The 18101-nt window shown below is 66.2% G+C and carries 17 protein-coding genes and 1 other RNA gene; 13 read left to right on the forward strand and 5 right to left on the reverse strand.

Annotated elements, in window-relative coordinates; genetic code table 11:
* The first annotated feature begins 14 nt into the window (after positions 1-14).
* The 3 genes from BJP07_RS02865 to rnpB all read left to right on the forward strand — a co-directional run bounded on the left by BJP07_RS02865 (position 15) and on the right by rnpB (position 2323).
* Positions 15-698 carry a zinc ribbon domain-containing protein gene (locus tag BJP07_RS02865; RefSeq protein ID WP_071565985.1) on the forward strand — a complete coding sequence of 228 codons (684 nt, stop codon included), beginning with the start codon at positions 15-17 and terminating at the stop codon, positions 696-698.
* 4 nt (positions 699-702) lie between these two features.
* On the forward strand, positions 703-1866 hold the full coding sequence (locus BJP07_RS02870) for a bifunctional RNase H/acid phosphatase (RefSeq protein WP_071565986.1): 1164 nt from the start codon (positions 703-705) through the stop codon (positions 1864-1866).
* Positions 1867-1906: 40 nt separating this feature from the next.
* An RNA gene (gene rnpB / locus BJP07_RS02875) (RNase P RNA component class A) lies at positions 1907-2323 on the forward strand.
* 2 nt (positions 2324-2325) lie between these two features.
* Here the strand turns inward: rnpB and BJP07_RS02880 are convergent.
* The gene (locus tag BJP07_RS02880; protein WP_083584052.1) at positions 2326-3519 is read right to left on the reverse strand and encodes a hypothetical protein; all 1194 of its coding nucleotides are present in this window, start codon (positions 3517-3519) and stop codon (positions 2326-2328) included.
* 37 nt (positions 3520-3556) lie between these two features.
* Between BJP07_RS02880 and BJP07_RS02885 the strand changes: the two genes are divergently transcribed.
* Positions 3557-3760, forward strand: coding sequence for a hypothetical protein (locus tag BJP07_RS02885; protein WP_071565988.1), 204 nt, complete (start codon positions 3557-3559; stop codon positions 3758-3760).
* Positions 3761-3772: 12 nt separating this feature from the next.
* Here the strand turns inward: BJP07_RS02885 and BJP07_RS02890 are convergent, their stop codons facing one another.
* Complete coding sequence (locus BJP07_RS02890; protein WP_071565989.1) at positions 3773-5332, reverse strand: CYTH and CHAD domain-containing protein; 1560 nt, start codon at positions 5330-5332, stop codon at positions 3773-3775.
* A 106-nt stretch (positions 5333-5438) separates the two neighbouring features.
* Here BJP07_RS02890 and glnA point away from each other — a divergent pair, with 106 nt between their 5' ends.
* From glnA to BJP07_RS02905, 3 genes are read left to right on the forward strand one after another with little or no spacing between them, the layout of a single operon-like run.
* A complete protein-coding gene (glnA, locus tag BJP07_RS02895) occupies positions 5439-6773 on the forward strand; it encodes a type I glutamate--ammonia ligase (RefSeq protein ID WP_071565990.1) in 1335 nt (444 codons plus the stop codon).
* Between the two features lie 16 nt (positions 6774-6789).
* Entirely contained in the window at positions 6790-9834 is a 3045-nt protein-coding gene (locus BJP07_RS02900; RefSeq protein WP_071565991.1) for a bifunctional [glutamine synthetase] adenylyltransferase/[glutamine synthetase]-adenylyl-L-tyrosine phosphorylase, read from the forward strand.
* Positions 9835-9849: 15 nt separating this feature from the next.
* Positions 9850-10155 carry a hypothetical protein gene (locus BJP07_RS02905; RefSeq protein WP_071566007.1) on the forward strand — a complete coding sequence of 102 codons (306 nt, stop codon included), beginning with the start codon at positions 9850-9852 and terminating at the stop codon, positions 10153-10155.
* 8 nt (positions 10156-10163) lie between these two features.
* Here BJP07_RS02905 and BJP07_RS02910 read toward each other — a convergent pair whose 3' ends face one another.
* The gene (locus BJP07_RS02910) at positions 10164-11492 is read right to left on the reverse strand and encodes a nitrate/nitrite transporter (RefSeq protein WP_071565992.1); all 1329 of its coding nucleotides are present in this window, start codon (positions 11490-11492) and stop codon (positions 10164-10166) included.
* A gap of 71 nt (positions 11493-11563) precedes the next feature.
* On the opposite strand from BJP07_RS02910, the gene thrC reads away from it, so the two are divergent.
* The 3 genes from thrC to BJP07_RS02920 are packed head-to-tail and all read left to right on the forward strand — an operon-like array spanning position 11564 to position 14171.
* Positions 11564-13009, forward strand: coding sequence for a threonine synthase (thrC, locus tag BJP07_RS02915; RefSeq protein ID WP_071566008.1), 1446 nt, complete (start codon positions 11564-11566; stop codon positions 13007-13009).
* 3 nt (positions 13010-13012) lie between these two features.
* The gene (locus tag BJP07_RS11185) at positions 13013-13156 is read left to right on the forward strand and encodes a hypothetical protein (protein ID WP_168156175.1); all 144 of its coding nucleotides are present in this window, start codon (positions 13013-13015) and stop codon (positions 13154-13156) included.
* Positions 13146-14171 (forward strand): trypsin-like serine protease, encoded by a 1026-nt coding sequence (locus BJP07_RS02920; RefSeq protein WP_083584058.1) that lies wholly within the window; start codon positions 13146-13148, stop codon positions 14169-14171. The genes BJP07_RS11185 and BJP07_RS02920 overlap by 11 nt, the downstream gene beginning before the upstream one ends.
* Position 14172: 1 nt before the next feature.
* Here the strand turns inward: BJP07_RS02920 and BJP07_RS02925 are convergent, their stop codons facing one another.
* On the reverse strand, positions 14173-14901 hold the full coding sequence (locus BJP07_RS02925; RefSeq protein WP_071565993.1) for a hypothetical protein: 729 nt from the start codon (positions 14899-14901) through the stop codon (positions 14173-14175).
* Between the two features lie 33 nt (positions 14902-14934).
* Here BJP07_RS02925 and BJP07_RS02930 point away from each other — a divergent pair, with 33 nt between their 5' ends.
* Genes BJP07_RS02930 through BJP07_RS02940 form a run of 3 tightly spaced genes read left to right on the forward strand, consistent with a single transcriptional unit; the run spans position 14935 to position 17254 of the window.
* Positions 14935-15462, forward strand: coding sequence for an NUDIX domain-containing protein (locus BJP07_RS02930; RefSeq protein WP_071565994.1), 528 nt, complete (start codon positions 14935-14937; stop codon positions 15460-15462).
* Positions 15462-16049 (forward strand): glycoside hydrolase family 25 protein, encoded by a 588-nt coding sequence (locus BJP07_RS02935; RefSeq protein WP_071565995.1) that lies wholly within the window; start codon positions 15462-15464, stop codon positions 16047-16049. Before BJP07_RS02930 ends, BJP07_RS02935 begins: the two co-directional genes overlap by 1 nt.
* Positions 16046-17254 (forward strand): cutinase family protein, encoded by a 1209-nt coding sequence (locus BJP07_RS02940; protein WP_071565996.1) that lies wholly within the window; start codon positions 16046-16048, stop codon positions 17252-17254. Before BJP07_RS02935 ends, BJP07_RS02940 begins: the two co-directional genes overlap by 4 nt.
* On the opposite strand, the gene BJP07_RS02945 is transcribed toward BJP07_RS02940, so the two are convergent.
* Positions 17251-18096 (reverse strand): polysaccharide deacetylase family protein, encoded by an 846-nt coding sequence (locus tag BJP07_RS02945; RefSeq protein ID WP_071565997.1) that lies wholly within the window; start codon positions 18094-18096, stop codon positions 17251-17253. The genes BJP07_RS02940 and BJP07_RS02945 overlap by 4 nt on opposite strands.
* Between the last annotated feature and the right edge of the window lie 5 nt (positions 18097-18101).

An 18101-nucleotide genomic window follows, 5' to 3' on the forward strand; every position in this document is an offset into this window, starting at 1 on the left:
AGCAGTGCTTCCCCGTGAAACTTGCCGTAGAACTCCAGCAAGTACTACTGAATCTTGCCAAGGCTGACCGCCAGGCCGCCCACCCCGACGCCGTGCGCGAAGAAGAAAAGGAGCTGAAGCGCCTCACCGACGAGCTTGAGCGCATGCGCGGTGCGGCGTCTGCGGCGCAGCTCGCAGTCGACGACATGGAGCTGGAGATCCTGCGCATCCAGGAGGACGAGCGCAAGCTCAAGCGCCGCGACCTGGACAACAAGCGCATGCTCGGCGCCGAGACAGACGAGGAGCGCCGCAAGGACCTGCAGCACGACCGCTACGCCACGAAGTCCCGCATCGCGGACCTGCACTACGAGCTCAAGGAAGCCCACAACGAGATCGCGGCGCTGCGCAACAACCGCGACAACCACGGTGCGCGCCTGGATGGGCTCGAGCGCCAGGTCGAGGCCGCACAGCGCGCCGTCGACGCGTTGCCAGCACGCGAGCGCGTGGACACCGAGGCGCTGCGCAGCCAGCTGCCCGCAGACGTCCTCGAGGCCTACGACGAAATCGGGGCCGCCGCGTTTAACGGTCGCACCTGCAACGGCTGCTTCATCGCGCTGCCCGCCACCGAGCGCAACCAAGTCAACGCCACCCCGGCCGACGAGGTCCCGATGTGCCCGAACTGCGGCACACTGCTGGTCCGCACCCAAGTGCAGGAGTAAGCGCATGAAGGTAGCCATGTTTTGCGACGGCGGCTCCCGTGGCAACCCCGGCGTCGCCGGAAGCGGTGCAGTCGTCTACGGCCCGGACGGGGAGACCCTGGCGGAAGTGGTCTACGCGGTGGGCAAGAAGTCCACGAACAACGTGGCCGAGTACCACGGGCTCATCGAGGGGCTGAGGGCCGCCATCGACGCAGGCGCCGACGAAGTCGCCGTGTCCATGGACTCCAAACTCGTGGTTGAGCAGATGAACGGGCGCTGGAAGATCAAGCACCCCGACATGCAGCAGCTCGCGCTGCAGGCGAAGCAGCTGGCGCGCACGTGTAAGAAGGTCACCTACACGTGGGTGCCGCGCGCCAAGAACAAGAAAGCTGACGAGCTGTCCAACGTGGCTATGGATGCCGCCGCGAAAGGCAAAAAGGGCCTCGTTGCACACGAGGCGCCTGCGCAAGCACCGAAGCAGGCCGCCGAGCAAGTAGCCCCGGCAGCGCCCAAAGAGGCGCAGCCCCACGAGACCGCCAGCCCCGGCCACTGGTCCGGCACCGACGCTCCGCGCACCCGCTTCGTCTTGTTGCGCCACGGTCAAACCGAGCACTCCGCCCGCCGCGTCTACAGCGGGCAGGCCAACCCGTCACTGACCGAAATCGGGCAGGAGCAGGCGCGCCGGGCCGCGGCCGCGCTCGCCGAGATGGGGCACATCGACGTGATCGTGGCCTCCCCGCAGGCCCGCGCCCAGCAAACCGCGCAGGCCTGCGCGGAAGCACTTGGGATTGCGCGCGAAGATATTGTCACCGAGGATGGCTTCCGCGAGGTGGACTTCGGCGACTTCGAGGCGCTCAGCAGGCAGGATGCGCAGCAGCGCTACCCTGAGGAGTTCGAGGCCTGGCAGGCCTCCGCCGCCACCGCGCCGCCGAACGGCGAGTCGCTGGCGTCGCTGCACCGCCGCGTCACCTGCGCCCGGCTGCGCGTCCAGGAACGCTACGAGGGCAAGACCATCTTGCTGGTGGCGCACACCACACCGATCAAGTCGATGATCCGCCAGGGGCTGAACGTGAGCGCCGAGGTGTTCAAGCACCTGTTCTTGGACTTGGCGTCGATTTCCGTGGTGGAGTTCTACGGGGAGATGGGTGTGGTGCGCTGCGTCAACGACGTTTCCCACCACCGAAAATAAAGCACACCGCCCGCCGTGTTGTAGAGTGGCACAGTGCGAATGAGTCGGCCGGGCGACCGCGTCGCCCCGAACCGCCACACACGTTGTGGCGGGCGGGGACCGAGGAAAGTCCGGACTCCACAGGGCACGGTGGTTGCTAACAGCAACCCGGAGCGATCCGCGGGCAAGTGCAACAGAAAGTACACCGCCAACCCAGGCAACTGGGCAGGTAAGGGTGAAAGGGTGCGGTAAGAGCGCACCGGCATGCACAGTGATGTGCGTGGCCAGGTAAACCCCACCGGGAGCAAGGCAAGAACCGCAGCCGTAAGGCTGGGGTCGTCGGACGTGATGAGGCTGCCCGCCCAGTCCGAAGGTAGCTGCTTGATGCGCCCAGCAATGGGACGCACAGATGGATGGTTGCCGCCCGCGCCACTTACAGGCGCGGGTACAGAATCCGGCTTATAGGCTGGCTCATTCGCCTTACACTTCGATCCTGCCAACCTCACCCGTGGTGACCGGGATGACCAGCAGGTGTTCCTCCATCCGGGAGGTAAAGTTTTCGGCTTTCGACGCCGGCACCAGCGCCAGCACCGACTGGGAAACCCCAGGTGCGGCTGGTCGTGCGACGCTCGCTCCGCACTCGCATGCAAGCTGCCCTAGCAGCGCCGGGGTGGCTAGGGCCTCGTCAGCGGCGTCGCCAGCATGCGGACTCAGTGCGCCGACAAGCGCATCGATCTGCTGCGAACGCAGGGCTTGTGCGGCGGCCAGCGCGCGTGCCGTTTCGTCCTCGCAGCGCTGCAGTACCTCGCGGGCGCGCTGCGGATCCGGCGCGGAGCTATCGCCAACGGTGTGGCGGGCCTCCACCCATTGGACGACGCGCGCGGTCGCATCCGGGAGCTGGCGCAGGGAGGCCACGCCGAAGTTCGTGGCAGCGGCCTCGATGAACTCCTGGCGTCGGCGCATCGAATCCGCGTACGCGTCCGGCTGTGGTGCCGGATCCTTGGCGACCACGAACATCCGCAGTCCGAGGCGCTCCGGGTGGGTGACCTGCGTGACCGATCCGTCCGCCTGCTCTACCAGGTTCAGCGTGGCACCGTGCCCGCGAAGCGCTGCGGTGTAGCGCGCCTTCAGCGGGCTGGACGTGGCGTAGGCTGTCGCGGACTGGGCACAGACGTCCGCGAGCTTCGTGCGCAGCGGAGGGGCGTCGACATCGTCGTGGGCGCCAGCGCACGCCAGCGTGATCGCGGCTTCCGCGGCGGCAATTTCGCCGAGGCCAACACCGTGGGGCACGTGGGAGACTACGGAAATGTTCATCCCCGTGGTCTCGCGGGAGAGGACCTGGCGGTGGATGAGCATGTGGATCAGCCCCGTAATCCGGTGTGCGAGCTGTGCCTCCTCCGTGCCCCCGGTGGGCGCGTTGAGCGCCGCGAGGGTGCTGGTTGCGGCGAGGACCTGGCCGTCGGCACGCATGAACTGGAGTGAAATTACATCGTCCGACCTGCGGTTTACCGCGGCGCACACCCGCTGTTGGGCAAGCCCGATGATGCTCGCCCCACCATAATTATCGACGCCATCACCAGCCACCACCACCGTCGCAGGCGCGGAAGCGACGTGGTCGGGGGCGCAGCCAGCATGGTGGGCATGCGCGGCACGCATCTCCTGTTGGACATTCATAGGGCACAACCATACCCGTGGCGCTAAGGTGGGCGCCATGAGTGGAAACTTCTATTACAACCCAACCACCGGCGAAATCACCGAGGGCAAAGTGCAGTCCTGGGAAAACCGCATGGGCCCATACCAGACACGCGAGGAAGCCGAGGATGCCCTGCGCATCGCGGCAGCGCGTAACCAGCAAGCGGACGCCGACGAAGCCGCCGAGGATAACTGGGGTACCCCGCCTGCCTGGGAAAAGTAGCCCCTCCTTCGGTTACAGAACTTTCTGCGCGGCCTTCTTTACCTCGCGCACCGCACCGAAGTAGCCGCGCAGCGCCTTTTCGCCGTCGCGGAGTTCGCGCTGGAAGCACATGCCGTATGCGAAGACATCCTCGTCGCGCCGACGCGCCATGTCCGCGAGCACGAGTAGTTCTTCGCGCGAGGTGGCGCAGTCCTCGAAGTCGCCAAGCATGGACTGTAGGCGCTTGCAAGCCTTGACGAGCCGCTTGAACTTTGGGTCGCCAGTGGCGGCTGCGGCGTAGCGTAACCGTTTGGCGGCCTTGCGCACGTCGTGCACGTATGCCTCGCGCTTGGTGCGAGGCAGGGACGTGTCGTGGTAGCGGTCGTCGACCTTGGCGTGGCGCTTCTTCAGCTTCTTATACGCCTTGCGCACGTGGCGGGCAAGGATCTCGTCGATCTTGGCGCTGCCTTCGATGCCCTCGCGCACGCGTGGCGGGTTCGCGATGAGCTCATCGATGGCGTCGAGAAGCTCAAGGTAGGCGTCACTATTGCACAGTTCCACCGCGTCTCGGTGCGCGAGCGTGTACGCGCGCTGCATGTCCTCGCGCAGGTGCGTGGCGGCGGCCTCGTCGATGCAGTCGGAGTCGTCGGTGTCGAGCAGCTGCAGCCACCGGGCGTGGACCACCTCGGCGTCGCGCGCTACCCCGAGCACGCCCGCGACGTGCTTGAGTTCCTTCTCGATGTTCGAAAACGCATCGCCCTCGACGAGCCCGTCGAAGGTGCGCAGGATGGAGCGCAGCTTCCGGATTGCCACGCGCTGCTGGTGCACCGAATCTGGTTCGTCGGCGCGCACGGCGCGGTCGCCGTGGACGATGGCGTCGCGAAGCTCGCGCACGGAAGCAAGCAGTAAGCGCAGTGGGGAATCCGCAGGCAGGTGCGCCTCGCGAAGATGTGGCGGCAGGGGAGCCTTCCCCAAGGAGTCGCCGAGCGCGGACGTCAGCTTCGACGGCGAAGCAGACGGGCGAGCGCCAGAGGCAAGCAGGTAGCGCTCCGCCTGGCGCAGCAGCGACGCACCGGCGTCGGTGCCCGCAACCTGCTCCGTGAGCTCGAGTTCCCACTCGCGCCAGGACGTGCTCGAACCTCCCGGCAGCAGCGAGCGGGCGGAGACGTGGTCGTCGCAAAACTCGGCGACGGGCCGGCCGTCCGCATCGGCGAGGATCGTCTCCACACGGTGGTTGTTCACCTGGGCGATCGGCTGCAGGGGGTGGTGGCGCACGATAGCTCGGACGGCGTCGACAAGCTCCTGCGGGACCGTGTGCGGATCCCCGAGCGGGCAACGCAACTCCGTGCGGCCCTGACCTGCCGGAATCTTCATGTGCCAGCCGTCATCGGAGCCACCCGTGCGGCGGCGCAACGTGATCTTCTCGCGCGTCAGGCGCAGGTCAGCCGTGTCGTAGTAGATTGCCGAGAGCTGCTGGTGGCTCGTACTCGCAAGCGCGCATACCCCCGGAAGCTGGCGCAGATCGGGGACGGCGGTGGAATCGTCGACAGCTAACTTGATCTCAATTTCAACGAACTGATGTGGTGCGGCCACGGGAAAGCCCTACTTTCAACACGACGTATGTGCGGTTACCGCAAAGTCTAACGCGTCCGCCCGCTTTCACGACGCCACAAGCGCAGGCGCAGTAGGGTACAACACTATGGACACGCAACAGGAAAACGTACTTCGCATGGTTGAACAGCGAGACATCGCGTTCATCCGCCTGTGGTTTACCGACATTTTCGGATCCCTGAAAACCGTCATGATGAGCCCCGCCGAACTCGAAGCAGCCTTCGACGAAGGCGTAGGTTTCGACGGCTCCTCCATCGAGGGCTTCTCCCGCATCTCCGAGTCCGACACCTTGTTGCGTCCGGACCCCTCCTCTTTCCAGCCGCTGCCGTTCGACGAAGGCACCGGCCTGCAGACCGCCCGCATGTTCTGCGACATCACCATGCCGGACGGGGATCCGCTCTACGCGGACCCGCGCCAGGTGCTTCGCCGCCAGATGACGCACGCGCGCGAGCTCGGGTTCGAGTTCAACGCCAGCCCCGAAATCGAGTACTACGTGCTCAAACAGAACACGCTGGGGGAGGACCCGGTACCCGCGGACAAAGGCGGCTACTTCGATCAGGCGAAACGCAACGAGGCACCGAAGCTGCGCCGCCAGGCGATCGCCGCGCTCGAATACATGGGCATCGTCACTGAGTTTTCCCACCACGAGGCCAGCGCCGGACAGCAGGAGATCGACCTGCGGCACACCGACGCGCTGACCATGGCAGACAACGTGGTCACGTTCCGCTACATCGTGAAGACCGTTGCGGAAGCCAACGGCGTGCACGCCACGTTCATGCCGAAGCCGTTCGCAGACATGGACGGCTCCGCCATGCACACCCACTTCTCACTGTGGGAGGGGGAGACCAACGCCTTTCACGACCCGGACGACGAGATTTCGCTGTCGAAGACCGGCCGACAGTTCATCGCGGGCATCATCGAGCACGCCAACGAGATCTCCGCGGTGACCAACCAGTGGGTCAACTCGTATAAGCGCCTCCAATTCGGCTCCGAGGCGCCGACAGCGGCGACGTGGGGAGTATCGAACCGCTCCGCGATGGTGCGCGTGCCCACCTACCGCCTGCACAAGGCGGACTCGCGCCGCATCGAGGTCCGTTCGCTGGATTCCGCCTGCAACCCCTACCTGGCGTACGCGGCGGTGCTTGCGGCGGGGCTGCGCGGCATCGAGGGCGAGTACGAGCTTGACGAGCCAACTCGCGACGACGTGTTCGCGCTCACCCGCCGTGAGCGCCGCGCGATGGGGTACCGCGACCTGCCGAACTCACTCGACCAGGCGCTGCGTCACCTGGAACGCTCCGAGTTCATGGCGGAGGTGCTCGGGGAGCAGGTCTACGAGTTCTTCCTGCGCTCGAAGTGGGACGAGTACCACGCCTACACCTCCCAAATCACCCCGTGGGAACTCGAGCACGGCATCGACCTTTAAGCCTCTAAGGAGCTCCATGTCTGCAGCAGCATCCCTGCCGAATCCGGCGAAGCTCGGATTGACCAGCCCGCGCGCCGCCGAGGACCTGGCCACGCTCGGCATCACCGACGCGAAGGTGCTCGCAGCGCTTGGCGACGCCGGTGATCCCGACCTCGCGCTCAACACGCTCTACCGCCTCTTTAGCGCGCTTGACGACGCCACATCCTGGGAAGACGTGCACGCCTACCTGGCGCGCGATGCCCAGTTCCGTGCGCGTCTGTTCGCGCTGCTCGGCGGGTCGACCGCGTTGTCCGACCACCTGGTGGCGCACCCGCAGCGCTGGCGCACCTTGCTCGAGCCGCTGCCCGGCAGCGAGGAGCTCTTCCGTACGATGCTCGCCGCCGTCGACGCCGTGCCGGTCGCGCTCGAGGGTGACACCGCACGCGAGGACCTCACCACCCCCGGCACCTACCGCGCGGGGCAGGAGTGGTCACGCCACTCCAGCGCCACCGCACCGCTTCGCGAGCACTACCTCACCCTCATGATGCGCATCGCCGCCTCCGACCTCGCAGGTGAGGTGGGCTACCGCGACGTCACAGAGTACGTCACCACGCTCGCCGACGCCGCCCTGACCGCTGCGCTGGCCGTCGCCATCCGCGAAACCTACGGCGACGACGAACCCGACGCCCAATTGGCAATCATGGCGATGGGCAAATGCGGCGCCCGCGAACTGAACTACATCTCCGACGTCGACGTCATCTTCGTCGCCGACCCCGCCACCGCCGCGGCCACCAAGACCGCCAGCATCGTGATGCAGCTGGGCACCGCCTGCTTCTTCAAGGTCGACGCCAGCCTCCGCCCCGAGGGCAAGTCCGGCGCGCTTGTGCGCACCGTCGACAGCCACCTGACTTACTACAAACGCTGGGCGCAGACCTGGGAGTTCCAGGCGCTGCTCAAGGCCCGCACGATGACCGGCAACGCCGAGGTGGGGCAGCGCTATATTGCGGCGTTGCGCCCGCTAGTCTGGGAGGCGTCGCAACGCACAAGCTTCGTCGAGGACGTCCAAGCGATGCGCAGGCGCGTACTCGAGCACGTGCCAAAAGACCTGCGTGAGCGCGAGCTCAAGCTTGGCAGCGGCGGGCTTCGCGACGTCGAATTTGCCGTCCAACTGCTACAACTCGTGCACGGGCGCATCGACCCAAGTATTCGGGTGAAGAACACCGTCGATGCGCTCCAGGTGCTCACCGACAGCGGGTACATCGGCCGCGAGGACGGCGCCAAACTTATCGACGCCTACGAGTTCCTCCGCCTGCTTGAGCACCGACTACAACTCACCCGGTTCAAGCGCACCCATCAGCTGCCCAAACCGGACGATGTGAAGGCGCTGCGGTGGCTCGCCCGCACCGCGGGCTTCCGCACAGGCCCGCGCGCAACCGCAACGGAAGCGCTGCGCACTCGCTTAAAACAGGTCCGATTCACCGTAGCTAATCTCCACGAACGCATCTTTTACCGCCCGCTGCTCAGCGCGGTGGTGAACTTGAGCTACGGCGAAGCAACTTTGAGCGCCGACGCCGTCAAAGCCCAGCTGGCCGCACTCGGCTACCGCCACCCGGCCCGTGCCCACGACCACCTCACCGCACTGGTGAAAGGCACTTCGCGCAGAGCGAAGCTACAGGCCATCCTGCTGCCGACGCTCATGCATTGGCTGGGTGGCACCGCGGACCCGGACGCGGGGCTTTTGAACTACCGCAAGCTTTCGGAGGCCGCGGAGGACAAGAGCTGGTTTTTGCGGATGCTGCGCGACGAAGGCGTGGTCAGCCAGCGACTCATGCAGATTCTGGGGACCAGCCCGTACGCCTCCGAGCTGATCATCGCGGCCCCTGAGGTGGTCAAACTCTTCGGCGACGGCTCCGCGGGGCCGCGCCTCATCGAGGCGGCGCCCGACCAAGTGGAGAAGGCGATCGTCGCAGCCGCCGCGCGCTACGAGGACCCGGACCGCGCGGTAGCGGTAGCGCGTTCGCTGCGCCGGGCGGAGCTTGCCCGCATCGCCGCCGCCGACCTCCTCGGCTTCATGGAGGTGCGCCAGGTTTGCGAGGAGCTCACCTACGTGTGGGACGCCGTCCTGCGCGCAGCGCTCGCCGCCGAGATGCGCGCCCAGCACGAGGACCCCGACCGCCCAGCGCCGGCGCGCATCGCGGTGATCGGGATGGGCAGGCTCGGCGGGGCGGAGCTCGGCTACGGCTCGGACGCAGACGTAATGGTGGTGGTCGCAGCTAGCGAGGGCTACGACGACCACGAGGCGACCGTGTGGGCCGCCAAAGTCATCGAAGCGATGCGCGCGCGCCTGGCCAAACCGAGCGCCGACCCGCCACTCGAGGTGGACCTCGGACTGCGCCCCGAGGGCCGCTCCGGCGCGGTGGTGCGCACAGTGGAGTCCTACGAGCGTTACTACACCGAGTGGGGCGAGGTGTGGGAGCGCCAGGCGCTGCTGCGCGCTATCACCATCGCCGGCGACCGGGACCTCGGCGCGGACTTCCTGCGCGTCATCGACCCGGTGCGCTACCCACCGGAGGGCGCGAGCCAACGCGACATCAGGGAAGTACGCCGCATCAAGGCGCGCGTGGACAACGAGCGCCTGCCACGCGGGGCGGACCGCGCCACACACACCAAGCTGGGCCGCGGGGCGCTCGCCGACGTCGAGTGGACCGTCCAGCTGCTCACGATGATGCACGCGCACACCCACCCGGCCTTGCACACCACCTCCACGCTGGAGGCCCTCGACTACCTCGCCGACCCCGACGACGACCTACCGCAGGTCATCGCGCCACAGCAGGCCCGCCAGCTGCGCGAGGCATGGCTGATGGCCACCAGGGCCCGCAACGCCATCGTGCTCGTCACCGGCAAGCGCACCGACCAGCTGCCCGCGCCGGGCACGCAGCTCGGCCCCGTCGCTGGTTCCGCGGGCTACAGCCCGGAGCACCAACAGCAGTTCCTGGAGGACTATCGGCGCACCACCCGCCGCGCATACCACGTGGTTGAGGAGGTGTTTTGGGGAGAGGCCCCCTCGCACGAGTTCGAATAACTTATGCTGGTGCCCATGGCTGTACAGATTGCAATTGACCTTGAACACGCAACGTTCGCGGACCTCGTCGCACTTGTCGACGCCGCCCGCGTCGCCGGCGTTACCTCCGACACCGAACTCGAGCTGGCAGATTCCACGCTGAGCATCGCTGTTGAACCAGGCAGCGCGGACGCCGACCCGCGGCTCGTGCCCGAGCGCTCCCACGAGGAACACACGACGGTCTCTTCGCCGGGCTCCTCGGCGCTGCCGCAGCTTGGCGACGCCGCCATCCGCTCCGTCGTGGACATCCTGACCGGGCGCCAGGAACCGCCGCGGCGTTAGCGATTTTCTTAGTTCGCAGTCCGCGGTGGCGCCTGCTCGACGATCTTGAGCCTGCGCATCTGTGGCTGCGCCTTCGCCCGCGCCACCAGCAGCCCCACCATCAGCAGGGCGGCTAGCACGTACATGGCAATCCAGGCGTGCTGGAAATCCTCCCACGTGTACTGCACCGAATCCGCCGAGTGGTCCAGCAAAATGCCCACCGCCTGCGCCGAGACCATGGCGGAGGTAAACCCGCCCATGTTCGCCAGGCCGGTCCCGGTTGCCACCATGGCGGGCGGCACGTGTTCGCGCACGTTATCGAAACCGAAGTTGGACGCGGGCACCACCGTGCCCATCACGATCACCACGCTCAGGATCGCGCCGTAGCCGCGCGGAGTGGACGTCGAAAAGAACCACAAAAACATCAGTGGCGTCAGTGAGCACAGCATGATGGCCGCCACGTCGCGGCGCACCCCCATGCGGGCAGAGACCGCCCCGAGCACGGGCGCAGCCACGACCATGCACACGGTGAGCACGATGAGCACCGTGCCGGCCTCTTGCTCGTTCAGGCCCATGCCGAGCGTCATCATTGGCACGCCCCACAGCAGCGTGAAGGTGACCATCGGGAAGATGGAAAACCCGTGGATGAAGAACGCCTCCCAGCACACGAGGGAGCGCACCACCGTCGAAAGCGTGGTGCGAAGCGGCACCTTTGCACCCTTAGCCGCAGCTTCCTCACCAGGCGTCGTGGGGGCGTCCGCCACCGCCACCAGCGCGGCGAGTGCCACCAACACCCCGAGCGCACCCAGCGAAACGAACGCGACCTGCCAGCCCCTCGCGTGCAGCAGCGCCAAAAACGGCACCGCGGACAGGAACTGACCCATCTGCCCAATCGCCGTGGAAAGCTGCGTAAACAGCGGCGTTTGGCGGGGCGGGAACCAGCTCGGCAGGATACGCATCACCGCCAAGAACGCCGTGGCGTCGCCCGCGCCGATCAAAACGCGCGCCGCAAGCGCGACAGGGTAGGAGGACGTAAACCCAAGCAGGATCTGGCCCACCGCCATCACCAACGCACCGACGATCAACATGAAGCGAGGCCCCTGCCTATCAATCAGCACCCCAGTCGGGATCTGCGCCAGCGAGTAGACACCAACCTGCACGGCGGTGAACACGGCGATGCGCGAGGCGTCGATACCAAAGCGATCGATCGCCTCGACACCCGCGACACCGAACGACGTGCGACCCAAGATGGCGACCACGTACACCGCGACCGCACCGAACCACACAAACAGGGCGCGCCGGGTCACGCGCTGCTGCGGATCGTTGGACTGGGAAATAGGGGAGTTGGAACCGGGCATGCGGTACAAGGTACTCCTCCGCCTGGGCAATCTGGCATGCGGGTCGGATGCGTCACGTAGACTGTGCAACCGTGGATTACATTTCAACGCGCGATACCGCAGGCACAACCTACAAGTTCACCGACATTTTGCTCACGGGCCTAAGCCCGGACGGCGGCTTGTTCCTCCCCGTCGAGTACCCGCAGCTGACCCCTGAGCAGCTCGATAGTTGGCGCACGCTGCTCGCCGGGCGCGGGTACGCGGCACTCGCCGCCGAAGTGCTCAAGCTTTTTATGGACGACATCCCGCACGCCGACATCGAAGCGATCACGGCCCGCGCCTACCGCACCCCAGTATTTAACGACGCCGCCATCGTCCCCGTGACCAAACTCGAGGACGACCTGTGGCTGGCACACCTCTCTGAGGGGCCAACCGCGGCGTTTAAGGATATGGCGATGCAGCTGCTCGGCGAGCTCTTCGAGTACGAGCTTGGCCGCCGCGGCCGTCACCTGAACATCCTGGGAGCCACCAGTGGCGACACCGGCTCGTCCGCCGAGTACGCGATGCGTGGCCGCGAAAACATCCGCGTGTTTATGCTCACTCCGGCAGGCCGGATGACGCCGTTCCAGCAGGCCCAGATGTTTGGCCTGGACGACCCGAACATTTTTAATATTGCCCTCGATGGCGTCTTCGATGACTGCCAGGACGTCGTCAAGGCCGTCCACGGCGACGCCGACTTCAAGGCGAAGTACGCCATCGGTGCCGTCAACTCGATCAACTGGGCGCGCCTGCTTGCTCAGACGGTCTACTACATCTCCACCTACCTGCGCGTGACCGAAAACAACTCACAGAAGGTGAGCTTCTCGGTGCCGACGGGCAACTTCGGCGACGTGTGCGCCGGCTACATCACCAAGCGGATGGGCCTACCCGTTGACCGCCTGATCGTGGCAACCAACGAGAACGACGTCCTCGACGAGTTCTTCCGCACCGGCCAGTACCGCCCGCGCAGCGCGGCCGAGACCCAGGCGACGTCCTCGCCATCCATGGATATCTCGAAGGCGTCGAACTTCGAGCGCATGATGTTCGACGCCGTCGGGCGCGACGCCGCACTGACCAACGAGCTTTTCGGTACCAAGGCCAACGATGGCGGCTTCGCCGCTGAGGATTTCGGTGGCGCAGACGTCCTGGAGCGTATCCGCGACGCGTTCGGGTTCTGCTCCTCTTCGTCCACCCACGCCGACCGCGTGGCAACCATCCGTGAGGTCCACGAACGATCTGGCGTACTGATCGATCCACACACCGCCGACGGTGTCCACGCCGCGCGCGCCGTCAGTGGCGACGTCGATGCCCCAGTCGTCGTGCTTGAGACCGCACTGCCGGTGAAGTTCGCCGAGACCATCGTCGAGGCCACCGGGACCCAGCCGGAGGTGCCCGAGCGTTTCCGTGGCATCATGGACCAACCACGGCACGTCACCGAATTGCCGAATGACGCCGAAGCCGTGAAGGCCTTTATCCAAGACTCCATCGAAGGGAAGTAGCACATGGCACAGGAACAGTTCGCAGGCCCGGAGTACTTCACCGAGTTTGACCCTGAGAAGTTCATCCGTGACATGAAGATCCAAAAGGAAGAGGCCGCCAAGGGCGACCCTGCCTTCGCCGACGATGAAGCGGGCGATGAGCAGTAGCGGCGACCTCGCCAAGAAATACCAGCCCGAAGACGGGCAACAGTGGACGTTCCCGGAGCCGGTCGCCCCGCTAGGGCAGCCGGCGCCTCGACGCGGACTGGGTGGTGGCGCCTGGTTCACCATCGTCGTCGCCGCGCTGTGCTTGGTCGGGATGGTGGTGTGGCTGGGCCTGCACACCTCTGAAATAGACACGCGCACGGCCGAGGAGCGCCAAGCCCAGGAAGCCGTCCAGCGCCCCGGAGAGCAGTCGCCTGCCGCGGAGACGGGCAACCGGATCCTCGTGCCCGCGTTCGCACCGTGGGCGCCGGGTTCGCTGATTCAGTCCACAGACCACTACCCGGAGCCGGGGGAGCGCTTCACCGCGCAGTCGTGCACTGTAGCGTTTACTTTTTCGGGTGCCGACGGCCGCTCCTACGCCGTCACCGCCGGGCACTGCGGGCGCGAAGGCCACCTCGTGTGGCCGAAGGGGGCGTCGGACACCAACGACTACTCGCACGAGGTCGGCAGGTTTATCTACTCCGGGCTCTACACCCCGGACGTGGAGGACCCGCAGGCCGAACGCATCGACATCGGCATCATCGAGATCTACGACACGGACCGCGCCGTGCCACTCGTCGGCGACCCGATCCCAACGGGCATCGGCGCCGACATCGGCCCCGTTGATCGCGTTTGCAAGACCGGCGGAACCACCGGCTACACCTGTGGCCACTTCGAGGCCGCGAGCCGCGTCCAGATCGTGACCGCCCACGACGACGAAGAGCAACGTGAGTCCCGCGGCGACATCGCGGGTGTGTGCGCCTCCTCCGGCGACTCCGGCGGCCCCGTCTTCGCCGACGTGAACGGGCGGGCCACCATCATCGGCGTGGTTTCCGGGACGGAAGCCGACCGTTCAGGGGAGGAGTGCTGGGAAGGCATGGAGGACCCGATCATGATGTCCTACTCCAACGTCGACCAGATCTTGCAAGTCATCGAGCGCGTCGTGCCGGACGCCCAGTGGGTCGAACAGCAGTGGTGAGCTACTGCGTATCGGGCGTCGTGTTCGTCTGTAGGTCGTGCTTGCCCTTGTTATCAATCTCGAGCGTGGTCACTTCGCCCGCCCCGTATGCCTGGTAAATCACCTCGACGAAGCCGTCGGGCAGGCCGACCTCCTCCCACATTGCGACCAGGCTGTCGCGATCAGCCTCGTCGGCCACGTTCATCCACGTTACCTTGACTTTCTGCCCGAACGGGTAGTGCAGGAACCCGACGAAGTCGGCGTCGTACCCCACCGCGAGGCGCGTGAGCTGCGCAATCGATTCTGGTGCGGGCGCATCGTGGCAGTAGTCCCACAAACTCACATTGAGGTTGCTGCCCGTGCGAAGCTCAACGCCGGGGATGCAGTTCTGCTGCAGCAAACGCGACAGGTGGCCCGAGAACGAGTCCACATCCTGCACTGCGGTATCCGTGATATCGCCGCGTACCGCCGCGCCACGATGTGCCTCGCGCACCTGCGCGTTCGCGATCAGGTAGGGCCGGATGCTCGCCTCTATCGACGCAACATCGGCCTGCGGTGCTTCCGGCAAAAACACCAGCTCGCGCTGCAGCCGCGTTTCCTGCGGGGCGTTGTGGTGGTAGGCGTACAGCGCAACTGCCAGCGACGCCAACACCACCACAAGTGCGCCGTAGACCACCACAAACACTGCTGTCGGCACTCGACGAAGCAAAGCGGCAGACTGGGAGGAGTCATCATTGGCGGTGTGCAACATGCCGTAAATAGTAACCGAAGTACACTTGAACCCATGCCTATACCCGAGTTCATCGTGCAGACCAGAACAAAGATCGGAACCGACCCAATGTGGGTTCCCTCCGTATGCGCCGTCGTGCTGCGGGATTCCACCGCAGATACCCCGTGGGCAGTCCCCGAAGTGCTCCTCGTCCGCCGCGCGGACAACGAGGAGTGGACCCCGGTCACCGGCATCGCCGACCCTGGCGAGGACGCCCACGACGCCGCCGTGCGCGAGGTGCTCGAAGAGACGGGCATCAAGGCAACCCCGGCAGCGATCCTCGGCGTCGGCGCCATCGGCCCCGTCACCCATGGCAATGGGGACGTCGCAAGCTACATGTCGACGCAGATCCGGCTCGAAGCCGTCGACCCTGCCCAGGAGCCCGTCGTCGGTGACGACGAATCCATCGACGTCGGCTGGTTCCCGCTGTCCCGCATGCCGGTCACGGACGCGAAGTGGCGCCTCGTCATCGGCGACGCCGCCGCTCAGCGCAAACGACCCGAGGGTTTCCAGCCGCGCATGGGCTTTAGCAAGCGAAACTAATGCGGTTCGGCGTCGACGTATCCGAGCACCAGGCAGGCTTTGACTTCACTGCCTGCCCGCTCGACTTTGCCATCATCCGCACCACCGATGGCACCTACCAGGACCACGCGTTCCACACCCTGTTTGTCGACGCCCACTCCGCTCAACTCAACGTATCCACCTACCACTTCCTGCGCAGCCCGTCAGAGGGAACCACCGTGGCCGAGCAGATGGAAGCCAGCGTCGAGGTACTCCAGCGTGCCCCCGGCGCCATGCAGTGCCCGATGTGGCTCGACGTGGAAAGCCCCGCTGGGCTCACGCTTTCCGACGTCCGCTGCGCCTGCGACACCTTCCAGAGATTTGGGGTGCGCGTTGCTGGCATCTACACGAACGCCTGGTACTGGCGCCGATACATGCGCCTGGCCCGCCCCTCCCAGTTCGGCGCCCTCTGGCTTGCCGACTGGGGCCCCAACGAGCCAGCCTTCCCCGGTGCCGACGCCTGGCCATCCCCACTCGGCATGGGTACCCCCGAGGTGTGGCAATACACCTCCCGCGGATCCATCGGGGGATTTACGGTGGACCTCAACGCATGGAGGGAAGCCTCATGAGGGTTGTTCGCGCCATGTTGGCAGCTGCGCTGTGTGCTGCGTGCGTTGTGGCGCCTCCTGCCAACGCGCAGTTGTTGGGGAAAGGCAGCGAGGAACCTCTGCCGACGGCCCCACTCGAGGCCTTCGAGCGCAACATCGCGGCCCCGCCCTCGCGCTGTACCGATTACGAGATTGTCATTGCCGCCGGCACGGGAGACTCCAACCAGGGCGATGACCCGCTGCGCGTGCGCGGACTGCGCCCCGGCTCGACCCTAATCGCTGACGTCGAAGCAGCTGGCGGGAACGTGTCAGCCTGGCAGGTGCCGTATACGGCGTCGGTCGGCGTGCTCGGGACGCTAGGGGAGACCAGGACGAACATGGCGCTGCCGTACGGGGCGTCCTTAGACACAGGCAAACGGGCGGTGCGCGCGCACCTCGCCGCACTCCACGACGCATGCCCGGACACGAAGGTGCTGTTCCTCGGGTTTTCGCAAGGGGCGGGCCTGCTCGGGGACCTTGTGGCTGAGGAGCCCGACCCGCGCCTCGTCGCCGCCTATTTGATCGCCGATCCCGGGCGCAGCCGCACCACCTACCGCACAGCGACGACCACCACCGGCGTGCGTGGCGTCCGTGGCGAAAACGGGGAGATCCTCATCCCGCTTGACGGCGTACAGCTTGCCAGCGACGTCTCCGGCCTCACGGGGCCACGCGGAGCATCGTTCCACGACACTGAGGCTGAGGTACTCACGTTTTGTCATAGCAACGACCTGGCCTGCGCCACGCAGCACGACGGGTTGGCGCAGCGCGTCGGCGTGCGCCTCGCCCAGCCCGCCGCGGCCCCGCTGCACAGGCTCGCCGGGCGTGGGTTCAAGGACTTTGGGCACAACCCCGTGGCGACGTTGCTTGCGCTGGCGTGGGAGCTGGCTGCCGTGTCAAATGTGGTGCGAGATTACCAGGGGGAGACGGCTCCGTTTTCAGGGGAGGACATCACGGGGTTAGGGGTGCTGCTTCACGTGGCTGCGCGGGAATTGCTGCCGATGGCCGCCGGGCTAGGCACGCCTCAGGTCCCGATGCCACTGATTGACCTCATCCCGCACGTGATGAACATGATGGCCCACCACCTGTCCTACTTCGAAGGCGGCGACCACCCCGCGTGGACCATCGGCGGCGAATCAGTGGAAGCATGGATCGCCCGCGACATGGTCACCCGCATCCAGGTGAGCTAACTGTTCTTGGTGGTGTAGGTTCTGCCGGGCGCAGGTTGCGGCACCATCTGATCCAGGCTCGCCGGCCGCAGCCCTTTTGCCCGCAGGCCGTCGATCACACACTCCACGGCTTGGGCCGTCGTCGGGTGGATATCGTGCATCAACACGATCGACCCGGCCCGCGCCTGGTCAACCGCAGTCTTGCATGTCCGCGCCGGGTCACGATGCTTCCAATCCAACGTATCGACGTCCCACAGCACCACCGACTGCCCCTGCCCGCGCGCCGCGTCGGACACGGTCGCGTTGAGCGCCCCATACGGCGGGCGGATAAACCGCGGGGCAATACCGGTGGCGTCAGCAATCGCGCGGGAGCCTTCCTCAACTTCACGACGCACCTCCGGCTGCGAAAGCCTCGTCAAGTCGCGGTGCGTGGCGGTGTGGCTGCCCACCGTGTGACCCGCAGCCCGCATGCGCTGCACAGCGCCCGGGTTCGCGCGCACCTTCGGCGCCAACACGAAAAACGACGCCGTGGCGCGCTTGCGAGCCAGGATATCCAGCACCTGATTCGTGGAGGCCGCCGGACCATCATCAAAGGTCAGCGCTACGCAGTTCGAGCAGTCCGCAGGTTGTTCCTGGGCAGGCGTCGGTGAGCTGGGCGCAGGGGCCGGAGCAAGCTGCTGTGCCAACGGGTGGTTGCGAGCCTGCGGAGGCAGCGCCCGGTAGAGAGCCGCGCGGACTTCCTCACCAGCCTGGGAACTAGACTGGGAAAACGCCTGCGAACTGCCCGCGAGCGGGTTCGCGACCGCGTGCGGCGCAGTACACAGCACCGCCGCAGCAACGAGCGTGGACACTACTTTGCGCATTGCTA

This window comes from Corynebacterium sp. NML130628 (assembly GCF_001875665.1).
Taxonomy (GTDB): domain Bacteria; phylum Actinomycetota; class Actinomycetes; order Mycobacteriales; family Mycobacteriaceae; genus Corynebacterium.